Genomic DNA, 13,976 nt, shown 5'->3' on the forward strand with positions numbered 1-13,976 from the left:
ACTTCAGGGCGAATCCCCGGTCCACCATGAAGCACCTTCGCGGCACACGGGTTGTAAGGGCAATGCCGGAACAGGGCCCGGCGGAAGGAGCGCCCATGACGTCCGTGACCGTCACTGAGTACGAAACGCGTCTGTATTGGCAGGGCGAGCGAGGTGCCGTCCTGACGAGCGACCGTGCGCCGCCCGTCCCCATCGGCTTGCCACTCGTCGAGCAGGGCACAGCGGACGATGGACGCTGGGCGCCGGAGACCTTGCTGGTGGGCGCGGTGGAGGGGCGCACGCTGCTGGCCTTCCTGGAGCGCGCACGCGAGGCGGACGTGACTGTCCTCTTCTACCAGAGCTGCGCGGTGGCCCGCGTGGTGAGCGGTCCCGGCCAGCCACCCCACCTCACCGACCTCATCGTCCGTCCCCACGTGGCCGTGGCCACCGACCTGGACGCGGAGGTGGTGCGCCTCATCTTCTCCGAGCTGCCCGCCCACTGCTTCCCCAGCTCGGTCATCCAGATCGCGCCGCGCATCGAAGCGGTGGTGGAGACGTGGCACGCCCGCGCCGCCAGCCCCCGTGCGAAACCCGACGCCCCCCACTTGAAGCCCATCCCGGTCCTCACCCTTCCCTGACACCTCGAGCCCCCCTTCCATGTCCGCACAGCGCATCCTGGTCGTCGACGATGAGGACAATGCCCGCAGAGCCATCGCCACCATCCTGAACGAGGAGGGCTACGACGTGGCCGAGGCCGCCGACGGCGCGGAGGCCCTGGCGCGCGTGTCGGACTTCTCCCCCGCCGTGGTGCTCACCGACGTGCGCATGCCCCGGATGGACGGCCTCACCCTGCTGCGCGCCGCGCGCGAGCAGGGCAGCGACGCGACGTTCGTCATGATGACGGCCTTCGCCAGCGTGGAGATGGCCGTGGAGGCGATGAAGTCCGGCGCGGACAACTTCCTGCTCAAGCCGCTGGACGCCGACCAGGTGCTCGTCATCCTGTCCAAGGCCCTGGAGAAGCGCAGCCTGCGCCGCGAGGCGGAGGCCCTGCGAGACCAGGTCCGCACGCGCGTGCGGCGCTTCCACGACATCATCGGCGAGTCCCCTCAGCTCCAGGGCATCTACGACGTCGTGCGCCGCGCGGCGAGCACCCGCGCCACCGTGCTCATCCTCGGCGAGTCCGGCACCGGCAAGGAGCTCATCGCCCAGGCGCTGCACCAGGAGTCGCCCCGCCGCGACAAGCCCTTCATCCGCGTCCACTGCGCGGCGCTGTCGGAGAACCTGCTGGAGAGCGAGCTGTTCGGCCACGAGAAGGGCTCCTTCACCGGTGCGCTCGCGCGCAAGGAAGGCCGCTTCGAGCTGGCCGACGGCGGCACCCTCTTCCTGGACGAAATCGGGGAGATCTCCCCCACGGTGCAGGTGAAGCTGCTGCGCGTGCTCCAGCAGCGCGAGCTGGAGCGCGTGGGCGGCACCCAGACGCTCAAGGTGGACGTGCGCATCGTCGCCGCGACGCACCGGGACCTCGCCGCGGAGGTGAAGGCGGGCCGCTTCCGCGAGGACCTCTACTACCGGCTCAACGTGGTGAGCGTGACGCTGCCGCCGCTCAGGGAGCGCAAGAGCGACATCCCCGCGCTGGTGAACCACTTCCTGGAGAAGTACGGCGAGGCCTACGGCAAGCACGTGCGCGGCCTGGCACCGGGCACGCTCCAGGCGCTGCTCGCGCACGACTGGCCGGGCAACATCCGAGAGCTGGAGAACGCCATCGAGCGCTCCGTGGTCCTCACCCAGGGACAGGAGCTGGCGACGGACGACCTGCCACCCGTGCTGCGCGGTCCCCGTCCCACCGGCACGAGCCAGGGCGCGCTCATCCCCGGCGCCACGCTCGCGGCCATCGAACGCGAGGCCATCCTCCGCACCCTGGAGATGGTGCAGGGCTCCACGTCGCGCGCCGCGGAGGTGCTCGGCATCAGCGTGCGGAAGATTCAGTACCGCCTCAAGGAGTACGGCGCCCAGGCCGACGGCGCGCCCCCGAAGCCCGACGCCGACGAACTCCCCGGAGACCTCGCCGCCGAGTCCTGACGCGAAGCCGGACACCGACGCGCGGGCGACGCGGTGTTCCATGACGGGCATCTACGACGTCCGTCGTTGACAGTTACGACGTACGTCGTAATACTTTCGCGAATGATGCCCGTTCCACCGCAGCCGACGCGCGCCGAGCTGGCCATCCTCCGTGTCCTCTGGCAATTGGGGCCCAGCACCGTACGTCGGGTGCATGAGTCGCTCCGGGACACGCAGGACAAGGACACCGGCTACACCACGGTCCTCAAGCTCCTGCAGAACATGACGGAGAAGGGGCTCGTCCAGCGCGATGAGAGCGAGCGCACCCATGTCTACGAAGCGGCCCTGAGCCAGAAGCGCACGCAGCGCGACTTGCTGCGGGACTTGATGGACCGGGCCTTCGGCGGCTCCGCGTCCAGCGTGGTGGCCCAGGCGCTTTCGATGAAGCGGGCCTCCGCGGAGGAGCTGGCGGAGATCCGGAAGCTGCTCGACGAGCACGAGAGGCGGGGGAAGTGATGGACGTGCTGGACTCGCTGGAACAAGCCCTGCTCGCCTTCGCCTGGCAGGGCGCGGCGGTGGCGCTGGTGGTCGCGGGGTTGCTGGCCCTGATGTCGCGCCGCTCGGCGCGGGGCCGCTATGTCGTCGCCTGTCTGGGCCTGCTGACCATGGCGCTGCTTCCGCTCGGCACGTTCCTGGGCGCGCTGTGGGGGACGTCGGTCCCCGTGACTCCGACGTCGGGCGGCCTGTCCGCGGAGATGCTCCTGTCGGCGACGCTGCCTCCGGGCACCTCGCTGGTGGACGTGGCGTCTCCGGCGACGGTGGCGGCCAGCACCTCCTGGTTGGAGCTTGTGCGCCCGTGGCTGCTCCCGGCCTGGTGCTGCGGCGTGCTGCTGCTGTCGGCGCGGATGGTCATCTCCTGGTACGCGGCCCAGCGGCTTTCCCGACTGCACACCCAGGAGCCCGCCGCTGCCTGGCGTGACGCGCTGGCACAGGCGCTCACGCGGCTGAGCCTGACGCGCCCCGTCCGACTGCTGGCGTCCGCCCGCGTCGACGTGCCCCAGGTCATCGGCCTGTGGCGCCCCCTCATCCTCGTCCCCGCAGGCGCAATCGTTGGCCTGACACCCGCGCAGTTGGAAGCGGTGCTCGCGCATGAGCTCGCGCACATCCAGCGCCACGACTACCTGGTCAACCTGCTCCAGGCCCTGGTGGAGACCTTCCTGTTCTACCACCCCGCCGTCTGGTGGCTGTCCCACCGCATTCGCGAGGAGCGCGAGCACTGCGCGGATGACCTCGCCGTGCAGTCCTGCGGAGACGCGTTCCTCTATGCGCGCGCCCTCGCGCTCATCGAACAGCTCCGCGCGCCGCCGTCCGCCCTGCTCGCGCTCGGCGCGGATGGGGGTTCGCTGCTCGCGCGCATCCGCCGGCTCCTGGCCGTGCCGGAGCCCCGTGCCCCGCGCAGGTCCTGGCGGCTGGTCAGCGGACTGGGGGGCGCCGCGCTCGCCGTTGCCCTGGGCACCTCCCAGGTCCCCCTGCCTGCGATGGCCGTGCCGCCCACCTCCAACACCGCCTCCACCGAGGCCTCGCCCGTCTCGAATCACGAGCGCGCCTTCGAGATCGAGGAGCCCCGGGTCCACCGGCCCCTCGTCGCGCCCACGCCGCGAGTCATCCCGGCCAACCTCACCTCCACCGTGAGTCGTCCGGTCCGCGCGGCGGCCAAGGCCCCGACGAAGAAGGCCCGCGAGCCCAGCCCGCGTCCGCTGCTCATCCCGGACACGGAGGGGATTGTCCGCACGGAGCTGTCCCGAACGCCGTATCCGCTCGACGCGGAGCCGGCCGCCCCCGCCGTCGCCATCGACAGCGTGCCTGTCGCCCCTGTCCAGGTGGCGGAAGCGACGCCGGAAGTCGCGAAGCCCACCCCGACGCCTCCGCCGCCCTCCACCAGGCCCATGCCCGAGCAGGATGGCGTCTTCACGCTCGGCCCTGGCATCACCCCTCCCCGCTTCCTGACGGGGCGCAGGCTGCACTTCGCGGACCTCACCCAGAACATACGCTCGCGCGTGAACGCCGTCCCCAAGGGCGCGGTCGTCACCCGCTGCACCATCACCGCCGAGGGCACCGTCACCGACTGCAAGTCCCTCCAGAGCCTCTCCGGCCTGGAAGACGGCATCATCCGCACGCTGACCACGTGGCGCTACGAGCCCGCGATGCTGGATGGCAAGCCCGTGCCCGTGCACTACGAGTTCGACGTCTGGTTCACCAACGAGCCCGGCGGAGGCATGGACGAGCGTCGTCAGGTCGCCAGCGCGGACAAGCCGGGACAGCGCGCGGACGGCTCCAACCAGAGCGCCTGCATCCTCTGCGCGAGCGCCGCCTCCACCAGCCTCGTGACTCCGCCCGTCGGCTTCTGAGCGTCGACGGGCTTTCTCCCGGTGCGCGCGGGTCCGCTACCGCGCCACCGGCAAGCGCAGCAGGAAGCGAGCCCCACCTCCGGGCGCCGCGCCCACCTCCAGCGTCCCGCCGTGCTGCGTGACGATGGCGTGGACGATGGGCAGCCCCAGTCCCGAACCCTGGGCCTTGGTGGTGAAGAAGGGCTCGAAGATGCGATCCCTCATGGCCTCCGGGACGCCCGGGCCCGAGTCGTCCACGGTGATCCACACCCGCGCTTCGTCCGCGCCGACGGTCAGCGTCACCCGGCCTCCCGCGGGCGTGGACTCCAGCGCGTTGAGGCACAGGTTGATGAGCACCTGCCGCACCCGCTCCTCTTCTCCAGACAGCGCGGGCAACGGCGCCTCCGGCACACCGTGCGTCAGCGTCACCTTCCGCGTCTCGGCCTGACTGCTCAGCAGGTCCACCACGCGGCGCACCAGCACCTTCACGTCCACCGAGCCCGGGCGGAACTCCCGAGGACGGGCAAACTGGAGGAAGTCCTCCAGGATGTGGTCCAACCGGCGAATCTCGTCACGCACCAGCAGCAGGGGCTCCAGCAGCGTGCCCTGCTGTCCATCCGGCAGCCTGCGCACGCGCCGCTCCAACACGGACAACTGCAAGGCAGCGGCGTTGAGCGGGTTGCGAATCTCGTGGGAAAGCCCCGCCGTCATCGTCCCCACGGCGGCCAGCTTCTCCGTCACCTGCGCGCGCCGGGCCAGCTCGCGCTTCTCCGCGTGCAGCCGCACCTGCCGCATCGCCTGCTCCAGCGTGAGGAGCAGCTCTCGCGGCGCGCACGGCTTCATCAGGTAGGCACACGCGCCCGCGCGCACCGCCGCCACGGCCGTCTCCAGCGTGGCGAAGCCCGTGAGCAGCACGACCTCCGAGTCCGGGGCTCCCGCCTTCAGCTCCGCCGCCAGCGCCGTCCCGTCACCATCCGGCAGGCGCAGGTCCACCAGCGCCACATCGAAGCCCTCGCGCGCCTTCTCCCGTGCGTCGCGGCACGTCGACGCCGCGCGCACCGCATAGCCCGCGTCTCCCAACAGCTCGTCGAGGTTGTCGAGGAACGCCGCGTTGTCGTCCACGACGAGCACTCGCGCGGGAGGCTGGGGAAGGGGCTCGCTCATGGCGTGGCCCCGGGGCGCGCGGCGTACCTCGTCTCCAGCGCGCCGATGAGCGCCCCCGTGTCGAAGGGCTTGGAGAATACATCCACGCCCACGTCCAGCGGCGCCAGGTCCGGCCACGCCGTCATGACGAAGGTGGGCAGGCTCGGGTAGCGCGCCCGCAACCGCCGGAGCGTCTCTCCATCCGGCCCGCCCGGCATGCGCAGGTCCACCAGCGCCGCGAATGGCGTCGCGCATGAGAGCAGGTCCGCGTCCAGCACCGACGACACCGTCACGCAGGAGAAGCCGCGCGCGCGCAGCACCTCGGAGAGGTTGTCGCTCAGCGCCGGGTCGTCCTCCGCCACGACCACCAGGCCGTCGCGCCGCGCATTGGCCAGCAGGCCCATCAGCGTGGAGATGGGCACGGGCTTGGGCAGCACCGCGAGCAGTCCCTCGCGCCGAGCTGTCGCCAGATCGTCCTCGCGCGGATAGGCCGTCATCACGACGGCGGCGAGCCCCGGGTCCACGCGGCGGATGCGTCGCACCGCGTCCGCGCCGCTCATGCCGGGCATGCGCATGTCCGTCACCAGCGCATCGAAGCGCGTGGCGCCCACCTCGCGCAGGGCCTCGTCACCCGAGCTGACGACGGTGGCCTGGTGGCCCTCGTCCCGGAGAATCTCGGCCAGGTTCTCCGCCAGCGCCCGGTTGTCATCCAGCAGGAGGTAGCGTCGCATGGGGGCCCTCCTCGGGCGAGCTGGGGAGCTGCATCACGAAGCGCGCACCCGCTCCCGGGCGCGGCGCATAGGTGATGGTGCCACCGTGGCGCTCCAGGATGCGCCGGACCAGCGGAAGGCCGAGGCCGATGCCCCGGGCCTTCGTCGTCATCAGCGGCTCGAAGAGCCGTCCCCGGATGACCTCGCTGACCCCAGGGCCCGTGTCCTCCAACACCAGCTCCACCTGGCCGGGCTCGCGCACGGTGCCGACCAGCGACACGCCGCCCCCCGATTCCTCCAGGGCCTGCACGGCGTTCTCCAACAGGTTGACGAACACCTGACGCAGTTGCCCCGCGTCCCCGTGCACCGGTGGCAGCGAGACGAGTCCCTCCGTCTTGACGGTGACACCCTCCGGACAGGCCACGGCCTTGAGGGCCTCCTGCCAGACCTCGTCCAGCCAGACCTCCTGGCGTTGCAGCGGCCGGTCCCGAATCATGTCTAGCAGGTCGGACACGATGTGGTTGGCGATGCCCACCTGCTCGCCAATGCGGTCCAGGTGCTTCGTCGTGCGCTCATCCACCACCGGACCCGCGCGGCTGCGCAGGATGTAGAGCGAGGTCTCGATGACGCCCAGCGGGTTGCGCAGCTCGTGGCCGATGGAGCCCACCAGCTGGCCGAACGTCGCCAGTCGCTCGTTGCGCGCCTGCTGCGCCAGCAGGTCCTCGCGGTACGTGTGGAGCATGATGGCCAGCTCCAGGTCCAGGATGCGCCCCAGCGCCGCGCGGGCGCCGTGCAACGTCTCCGGCTGATTCAGGTACGCCGAGTCGATGATGGCGTTGAGTTCCTGGCGCAACACGTTCATCGCCCCGAACATGTAGTGCTGCGGCAGGGAGATTCGCACGTGCATGCGGCCGATGCGGCAGCGCAGCGCGAAGTAGGCCTCGTCCCACGGCCCCCGCAGGAGCTGGTCCATCCACACCTGCAACGTGCCGCGCAGGTGGCCCACCTGGCTCTCGCCGCCCTCCAGCGCCCGACGCGCGCCCTCGTGCTCCAGGATGCGGTCGTAGAAGACGCGAGCGATGCGGGGGAAATGCGGATGCGCGATGGCATGGAGGCCGACGAGTGACTGCTCGTCCCGCGCTCCAAAGCCCACGTACCGCTTCAGCTCCTCGAACAAGGTTTCCGCCATGGTGTCGGGGCCCAGATTAACCGCTCGCCCCGCATCGGAGGAGGAACTCCGAAGCAAGCACCGAGCCAGCCACACGAGGGCATGGACGACCCAGGAGCGCGCAAGAAATGCGCACCCATCGACTCGGGGCCGAGGGTGCGCAAATCCTGCGCGAGGCTGGACGTGTGGGCGCCGAGGCGGCTCGCTCGCCGCTCCAACTGCGTCAGTGCATCAGCGACTCCCGCCCCCCGCGCCCGAGCGACAGCGACTCGCGCGTCACCGTCTCGCGCCCCGTGGCCTTGCCGCGCTCCAGCAGGGACTTCAGGCGCAGCAGGTCATCGTCCATCTGCCGCTTGGGGTCCACGCCCAGCAGTCGCGCGAAGGCGTGGCCGATGGCGCCCGCGGGCGGGTTGTACGCGAGGCGGATGTCCACCCGCGTGCCGCCCTTTGGCGTGGGCTCGAAGTGGATGACGCCCGCGTTCTCCACCGAAGTCCCCTGCACGCTCTTCCACGCGAGCAGCTTGTTGGGCACGCGCTGGGTGACCACGGCCTGCCATTCGAAGTGCAGGCCCGCGGGGCCCTTCACCTTCCAGTGCGAGCGCCCGTCGGTGTCGACGCGAATCTCGTCCACGTGGGTCATGAAGCGCGGGAAGTTCTGCATCGCATCCCAGAAGGCGAAGACCTCCTCCACCGGCGCATTCACCGTGATGTCCTTGTGCAGGTTGATGGCACGAGCCCCCACGCCGATGCCGGTGAGCCGACGCAGCTCCAGGTTGCTGAGCGCGCGCAGCCCCAGCACCAGGCCTCCCGCGCCGAGCAGCGCGCCCAGGACGCCTCCGCGTTGGATGGCCCCCGAAGCCAGGGACACGGCACCGAGCGCGCCGAAGAAACGCGCGGAGGGCGACCAGTGCGCCGAACCGAACGTCCGGGTGGGTCCCCGCCGTGCCACGCCACCCTGCAGCTCGGACTGACGGCCCGCCTCCGCGAAGGGCAACAGCCGGTTCTCCACGCCGCGCACGCCGCGCACGCGACCGATGAACGGAATGACGCGCTTGAACTCCTCGAGCAGGAGGGAGCCCTCCAGCGTCACCACGCCATCACGCGCGGCCACCTTCACGGATCCGGGATGCGAGCACACGCGGCCCAGCGCCGACCGGACGCGCTCGGCGAGCGTCACGTCATCCACCGTCTCCGAGCGGAACCGTCCGATGGACTCCAGGAACAAGCCCCGCGAGCGCTGGGTCAAATCGCGCTTCACGACCCCCGCCGCGCTTCCGGCCTCGTGGGCGGCATGCACCGCCCTGCCCTGCAGATGAGACCTGCGCCAGCGACCACTGCGCGGGTCGGACCAGTACATCAACCCCACGCCCAGCCCCAGACCTCCCAGACCCCAAAAGGCTGCCTTCATGTCGTGCCTCCTGTTCGGTTTTTGATGAGCCCCATCCGGGGAACGTGAAGGCGCTCATGCCGCGGTGCAGCAGCCACGGGCCGACGGCTCCAGGCCCCGAAGGGACGCTCGTCACCCCTGGAGCCCGGGAGGGCACGAGGCCCCGCTCGGGAGATGGACGGGACGGTGCCCGCCTGCCCGGGCATGCACACCTTGAGCGGACGGACAGCCGCAGACCTCTTCAGGAGCTCCACACGCATGCCCCAGCAGCAACCGCCGATTCCCGGACCGCCGTCGCCATTGCCTCCCACGCGCGAGCCGACGCCCAACAATCCCGTGAAGGAACCCGACCCCCAGCATCCCCAGCGCGAGCCGCCGACGCGGAATCCTCCCGAGCAGGACCCGCCCATGCGTCAGCCGCCGGAAATCGAGCCGCCGTTGCCGCCCGACATCACCCCGCCTGGCATCCATGACCCGCCGCCCCCAGGGCAGCCGGGCATGCCCACCATCATCGCGGGCGAACCGGGCTCCCAGGACACTTGAGCCAGGGGCCGCCTGTCTGTCTGGGTGGCCACTCGATGTGCCAGGGCCACGGGCGAGCGGACACCGCGTCGACCTCGCCCTCTCTCCGGGCTGGCGACAAGTGGCGAGACGTTCCTCTTCGTTCGCTCGTGCCCAATTTCAAGGGGAGAAGTGCGCCAGGAGGCACACGGACAAGGAGCTTCGCATGCAGGGACCTGCGTTCCAGGACCGCTCCACGGCGGGTCGAGCCCTCGCGGAGCGTCTCGCACATCATGGTCACCGCCCTGAAACCCGGGTGCTGGCCCTGCCGCGCGGCGGAGTGCCCGTGGGCTACGAGGTGGCGCGCGCGCTGGGTGCTCCGCTGGACGTGTTCGTCGTTCGCAAGCTGGGGACGCCCGGACACGAGGAGCTGGCGATGGGCGCCATCGCCACCGGCGGCGTGCGCGTGCTCAACCCCGAGGTCATCGAGGAGGTGGGCATCCCGTTGGAGCAGATCGACGCGGTCGCCGCGCGCGAAAGCCGGGAGCTCGAGCGCCGCGAGGCAAGCTACCGACAGGGAAGACCCGCCCTGGACGTGCGCGGACGCAACGTCATCCTCGTCGATGATGGGCTCGCCACCGGCTCCTCCATGCGCGCAGCCGTGGCCGCGCTCCGGAAGCAAGGGCCCGCTCGCATCGTCGTCGCCGTGCCCGTCGCACCTCTGGAGACCTGCGAGGTCATCGCGACGCTGGCGGACGAGACGGTGTGCGTCCGGACCCCGGAGCCGTTCTTCGCCGTGGGCCTCTGGTATCGCCAGTTCGAGCAGACCTCCGACGCGGAGGTCAGGGACCTCCTGGAGCGCGCCGCGCGTGAGTCGTCCATGGTAGAGGCGCATCCAGCCCCTGGGTGAGCGCGCGCCCTCGCGGTCCTCGCAGACCCGCATGTGGCAGGAGCATCGAGGACCCGCCCCCTTGCTCACCGAACAACGGGAGCACCTGTCCCAAGCTCCGGTGGCGCGGTGGCGGGCTCGATTCCGGTTAGGCTCGCGCTCCCCACACCCCCATGCACGAGTTCCCCACCCGCCGTCAGATGCTGCTGGCCGTCCTCATGGCCACCGCGCTCGCCGCTCTCATCGAGTGGGCCTGGGCCAGCCCCGATGCCGCGAGCCCCCTGCCCCGTGTCCTCACTACCGCGGCCCTGGTGCTGACCTGTGCCGGCACTCCCGCGTTGCTGCTCGCGCACGCCCGGGAGCGGACCCGCCGCGAGCGCGACGCCGCTTTGCGCAGCGCCGGTGACTCCAGCGCCTTGCGCGACGCCATCATGGACGTCACCCCGGTGGGCTTCGCCTTCTTCGACCGGAACCTGCGCTACATCCACGTCAACGCGGCGCTCGCGGCGATGAACGGGCTGCCCGCGGGAGGACACCTGGGCCGTCACGTGTCGGAGGTGATGCCAGAGCTGGGTCGGCTCCTCGCGCCGCGACTCAAGAGCGCGCTGGAGACGGATGCGCCCGTCCAGGACACCTGCCTCGAGGTGGAGACCCCCGCCGCGCCGGGCGAACCGCGCTTCTGGTTCGGCAGCTACTCGCGCGTGCGCGGCACGGGCGGCGAAGTCCTGGGCGTCATCGCCTCGCTCTCGGAGCTCACCGAGCGGATGCGCGCCGAGGAGAGCCTCCAGGAACACGAGGGCCTCCTCGACGTGCTCACGCGCTCGCTGCCCGACTACCTGTGGGGCGGCAAGCTGCGCGACGGCGCGCTGCGCGACTTCTACTGCACGCCCGTCATCGAGCGCACCACCGGCTATCCCGCGTCCGCGTTCGCCGAGCCCGGCCCCGGTGGCGGCCCGCCGCCGCTCTGGGCGGAGATGATCCACCCCGAGGACCGCGCCCGCTACCGCGCCCGCATCGAGTCGCTCGCGCCCGGCTCCGAGGTGGAGCTGGAGCACCGCCTCATCTGCGCCGACGGCCGCGTGCGCTGGGTCCGCAGCCGCGCGGCGGCCTCCGCGAAGGACAACCAGGGCGAGCTGCACGTGGGCTGCGTCGTCACCGACATCACCGACCGGTACCTCGCGGACGAGCTGCGCCAGCGCCTCCATGAGAGCTTCCGTCGCTCCGCCCAGGAGTGGCGCCGCACGTTCGACGCCGTCACCTCGCCGCTCGTCGTGCTCGGCGCGGACGGCACCATCCAGAGCCTCAACGCCGCCGCGTGCATCCTGTTCGGCGGGCTGGACCCCTCCGGCCAGCCCCTGTCCACCGTCGCGAGCGAGCCTCCCTGGTCCAGCACATTGCCGCTGGTGGACGAGCTTCGCCGCACGCATGGCAGCCTCATCCGAGAGGTGAAGGACCCGCGCTCACGCCGCACGTGGGAGCTGGCCGCCGCGTGGGTGGACGAGGTCGGCGGAGAGGACTCGCGCATCATCGTCGTCGCCACCGAGGTGACGCGGCTGCTGGAGCTGCAAGCCAGCCTGCGCCGCAGCGAGACGATGGCCGCGATGGGCGCCATCGTCGCGGGCGTGGCCCACGAGGTCCGCAACCCCCTCTTCTCCATCTCCGCCGTGGTGGACGCCGTGGAGGCCACCGTCGGCGCTCGCGCGGAGCTGGCCCCGTACCTGGACGTGCTGCGCGGCGAGGTGCGTCGCCTCAACCACCTGACGCAGGAGCTGTTCGAGTACGGCCGCCCCACCCGGGGCGAATGGGTGGAAGGCCCCGTGCGACCGGTGGTGGAGGAAGCGCTGGCCGCGTGCGCGCTCACCGGGGAGCAGTCCCGCGTGACGGTGACGCAGACGCTCGCGGAGGCCCTGCCGACGGTGCGCATGGACTCACGTCGACTGTTCCATGTCTTCCGCAACGTGCTGGAGAACGCCGTGCAGCACTCGCCCGCGGGCACCACCGTGAAGGTGGCCACCTCGCCCCTGGAGGAGGAAGGCCGCGCCTGGGTGCGCTGCACCGTGCGGGACGGCGGGCCGGGCTTCCGCGAGGAGGACCTGCCTCACGTCTTCGAGCCCTTCTTCAGCAAGCGCAGGGGCGGCACCGGCCTGGGCCTGTCCATCGTCCAGCGCATCCTGGAGGAGCATCAGGGCGTCATTCGCCTGCGCAATCACCCGGAGGGTGGCGCCGAAGTCACGCTGCTGCTACCAGCGGTGTCCTCGCCTTCCGTCAGCCTGCACCTGGACTCGCTCGCCTCATGACACGTACCCGCATCCTCCTGGTGGACGACGAGCCCGGTGTCCGGCTGGGCATGAGGGGCTACCTCACCGCCCACGGCTTCGACGTGGACGAAGCCCAGAGCCTCGCCGAGGCCCAGGAAGTCTTCCGTACGCACCGCCCCGACGTCGCGGTGGTGGACTACCGGATGCCGGACGGCACCGCGCTGGAGCTGCTGCCCCGCCTCAAGGAAATCGACGCCGCCGTGCCGCTCGTCGTCCTCACCGGGCACGGCTCCATCGAGCTCGCCGTCCAGGCCGTCAAGGAAGGCGCCGAGCAGTTCCTCACCAAGCCCGTGGAGCTGGCCGTCCTCAAGGTCGTGCTGGAGCGGCTGGTGGCCCAGCGCCGCGAGCGACAGCGCCTTCGCGCCGACCTGTCCCGCACCGCGCGCGCCACGGTGGACCCGTTCCTGGGCACCAGCGCCGCCATCCAGGGCCTGCGCGCCGAAGCCGGGCGCATGCAGCACAGCGACAGCCCCGTGCTCGTCACCGGCGAGACGGGCAGCGGAAAGAGCGTGCTCGCGCGCTGGCTCCACGAGGGCGGCCCGCGCGCGGACGCGCCCTTCGTGGACCTCAACTGCGCCGCGCTGTCGAAGGACCTGCTGGACTCGGAGCTGTTCGGTCACGAGAAGGGCGCCTTCACGGGCGCGGTGGCCGCGAAGCAGGGCCTCCTGGAAGTGGCGGACCGGGGCACCCTCTTCCTCGACGAGATTGGCGACATGGACATGGCCGTCCAGCCCAAGCTCCTCAAGGTGCTGGAGGAGAAGCGCTTCCGCCGGCTCGGGGATGTGCGAGACAGGCGCGTCGACGTGCGCCTCATCGCGGCCACACACCAGGACCTGGGCGTCGCCACCCGCGAGAAGCGCTTCCGCAGCGATCTCTACTTCCGCGTCAGCACCCTCATCCTCCATGTGCCCGCGCTGCGGGAGCGGACCGAGGACATCCCCGTGCTCGCCCGCCACTTCCTCGCGGAGATGGGCGGCGCACGCGGACGCGGCGGCGTGGGCCTCCAGCCCGACGCGGAGGCCGCGCTGACGCGCTACCCCTGGCCCGGCAACATCCGCGAGTTGCGCAACGTGCTGGAGCGCGCCGTGCTGCTGTCCGGCGGCGGCCCCCTGTCACGCGGAGACCTGCGCTTCGAGTCCTCCGCCGATGAGGCCCGCGTCGAGGACGACCTGACGCTGGAAGAGCTGGAGCGCCGCCACATCGAGCGCGTGCTGCGACGTGAGAACGGCCACGTCGAGCGCGCCGCCCTCCGGCTCGGAATCCCCCGCTCCTCCCTCTATGAGCGCCTGAAACGTTTGGGAATCAACAGATCTGGATTCCAGAAGTCGGATCCATGATCTGGAAAACCCGGCACCAGGGCGGGGCGGCCGTGCTCGCAAGTGCCGGGAAAGTCATGGGGCCCGGGTGAGAAGGACCCCTGGCCCCTGACTTGCTCA

Annotated in this window: 12 protein-coding genes; 8 read left to right on the top strand and 4 right to left on the bottom strand. The window is 71.1% G+C overall.

Features of this window, described 5'->3' with window-relative positions:
- Positions 1 to 95: 95 nt before the first annotated feature.
- The 4 genes from HUA76_RS26840 (at position 96) to HUA76_RS26855 (ending at position 4,445) form a co-directional block, all read left to right on the top strand.
- Positions 96 to 617 (top strand): OsmC family protein, encoded by a 522-nt coding sequence (locus HUA76_RS26840; protein ID WP_174462454.1) that lies wholly within the window; start codon positions 96 to 98, stop codon positions 615 to 617.
- A 19-nt stretch (positions 618 to 636) separates the two neighbouring features.
- Positions 637 to 2,058 (top strand): sigma-54 dependent transcriptional regulator, encoded by a 1,422-nt coding sequence (locus tag HUA76_RS26845; protein ID WP_174456740.1) that lies wholly within the window; start codon positions 637 to 639, stop codon positions 2,056 to 2,058.
- 105 nt (positions 2,059 to 2,163) lie between these two features.
- On the top strand, positions 2,164 to 2,553 hold the full coding sequence (locus tag HUA76_RS26850) for a BlaI/MecI/CopY family transcriptional regulator (RefSeq protein WP_141646159.1): 390 nt from the start codon (positions 2,164 to 2,166) through the stop codon (positions 2,551 to 2,553).
- Positions 2,553 to 4,445 carry a M56 family metallopeptidase gene (locus HUA76_RS26855; RefSeq protein ID WP_174462560.1) on the top strand — a complete coding sequence of 631 codons (1,893 nt, stop codon included), beginning with the start codon at positions 2,553 to 2,555 and terminating at the stop codon, positions 4,443 to 4,445. The genes HUA76_RS26850 and HUA76_RS26855 overlap by 1 nt, the downstream gene beginning before the upstream one ends.
- 36 nt (positions 4,446 to 4,481) lie before the next feature.
- On the opposite strand, the gene HUA76_RS26860 is transcribed toward HUA76_RS26855, so the two are convergent.
- From HUA76_RS26860 to HUA76_RS26875, 4 genes are all read right to left on the bottom strand, one after another.
- Positions 4,482 to 5,588: a sensor histidine kinase gene (locus HUA76_RS26860; RefSeq protein ID WP_174456742.1), complete on the bottom strand. Its 1,107-nt coding sequence runs from the start codon at positions 5,586 to 5,588 to the stop codon at positions 4,482 to 4,484.
- Positions 5,585 to 6,298: a response regulator gene (locus HUA76_RS26865; RefSeq protein ID WP_141646154.1), complete on the bottom strand. Its 714-nt coding sequence runs from the start codon at positions 6,296 to 6,298 to the stop codon at positions 5,585 to 5,587. The genes HUA76_RS26860 and HUA76_RS26865 overlap by 4 nt, the downstream gene beginning before the upstream one ends.
- Entirely contained in the window at positions 6,273 to 7,466 is a 1,194-nt protein-coding gene (locus tag HUA76_RS26870; protein WP_174462455.1) for a sensor histidine kinase, read from the bottom strand. The genes HUA76_RS26865 and HUA76_RS26870 overlap by 26 nt, the downstream gene beginning before the upstream one ends.
- Before the next feature lie 202 nt (positions 7,467 to 7,668).
- Complete coding sequence (locus tag HUA76_RS26875; RefSeq protein WP_254614503.1) at positions 7,669 to 8,853, bottom strand: SRPBCC family protein; 1,185 nt, start codon at positions 8,851 to 8,853, stop codon at positions 7,669 to 7,671.
- 237 nt (positions 8,854 to 9,090) lie between these two features.
- On the opposite strand from HUA76_RS26875, the gene HUA76_RS26880 reads away from it, so the two are divergent.
- The 4 genes from HUA76_RS26880 to HUA76_RS26895 all read left to right on the top strand — a co-directional run bounded on the left by HUA76_RS26880 (position 9,091) and on the right by HUA76_RS26895 (position 13,877).
- Entirely contained in the window at positions 9,091 to 9,375 is a 285-nt protein-coding gene (locus tag HUA76_RS26880; protein WP_246137533.1) for a hypothetical protein, read from the top strand.
- A gap of 184 nt (positions 9,376 to 9,559) precedes the next feature.
- Positions 9,560 to 10,243: a phosphoribosyltransferase gene (locus HUA76_RS26885; RefSeq protein WP_174462456.1), complete on the top strand. Its 684-nt coding sequence runs from the start codon at positions 9,560 to 9,562 to the stop codon at positions 10,241 to 10,243.
- Between the two features lie 152 nt (positions 10,244 to 10,395).
- Positions 10,396 to 12,519, top strand: a complete 2,124-nt coding sequence (locus tag HUA76_RS26890) for an ATP-binding protein (protein ID WP_174462457.1) — start codon at positions 10,396 to 10,398, stop codon at positions 12,517 to 12,519.
- On the top strand, positions 12,516 to 13,877 hold the full coding sequence (locus HUA76_RS26895; RefSeq protein WP_141646149.1) for a sigma-54 dependent transcriptional regulator: 1,362 nt from the start codon (positions 12,516 to 12,518) through the stop codon (positions 13,875 to 13,877). Before HUA76_RS26890 ends, HUA76_RS26895 begins: the two co-directional genes overlap by 4 nt.
- The last annotated feature ends 99 nt before the right edge of the window (positions 13,878 to 13,976 follow it).

Source organism: Myxococcus sp. CA056, assembly GCF_013336715.1.
Classification (GTDB): Bacteria; Myxococcota; Myxococcia; order Myxococcales; family Myxococcaceae; genus Myxococcus; species Myxococcus llanfairpwllgwyngyllgogerychwyrndrobwllllantysiliogogogochensis.

Coding starts and splice junctions, on each gene's coding strand:
- HUA76_RS26840 (WP_174462454.1), top strand. CDS start 96: ATGACGTCCGTGACCGTCACTGAGTACGAAACGCGTCTGTATTGGCAG.
- HUA76_RS26845 (WP_174456740.1), top strand. CDS start 637: ATGTCCGCACAGCGCATCCTGGTCGTCGACGATGAGGACAATGCCCGC.
- HUA76_RS26850 (WP_141646159.1), top strand. CDS start 2,164: ATGCCCGTTCCACCGCAGCCGACGCGCGCCGAGCTGGCCATCCTCCGT.
- HUA76_RS26855 (WP_174462560.1), top strand. CDS start 2,553: ATGGACGTGCTGGACTCGCTGGAACAAGCCCTGCTCGCCTTCGCCTGG.
- HUA76_RS26860 (WP_174456742.1), bottom strand. CDS start 5,588: ATGAGCGAGCCCCTTCCCCAGCCTCCCGCGCGAGTGCTCGTCGTGGAC.
- HUA76_RS26865 (WP_141646154.1), bottom strand. CDS start 6,298: ATGCGACGCTACCTCCTGCTGGATGACAACCGGGCGCTGGCGGAGAAC.
- HUA76_RS26870 (WP_174462455.1), bottom strand. CDS start 7,466: ATGGCGGAAACCTTGTTCGAGGAGCTGAAGCGGTACGTGGGCTTTGGA.
- HUA76_RS26875 (WP_254614503.1), bottom strand. CDS start 8,853: ATGAAGGCAGCCTTTTGGGGTCTGGGAGGTCTGGGGCTGGGCGTGGGG.
- HUA76_RS26880 (WP_246137533.1), top strand. CDS start 9,091: ATGCCCCAGCAGCAACCGCCGATTCCCGGACCGCCGTCGCCATTGCCT.
- HUA76_RS26885 (WP_174462456.1), top strand. CDS start 9,560: ATGCAGGGACCTGCGTTCCAGGACCGCTCCACGGCGGGTCGAGCCCTC.
- HUA76_RS26890 (WP_174462457.1), top strand. CDS start 10,396: ATGCACGAGTTCCCCACCCGCCGTCAGATGCTGCTGGCCGTCCTCATG.
- HUA76_RS26895 (WP_141646149.1), top strand. CDS start 12,516: ATGACACGTACCCGCATCCTCCTGGTGGACGACGAGCCCGGTGTCCGG.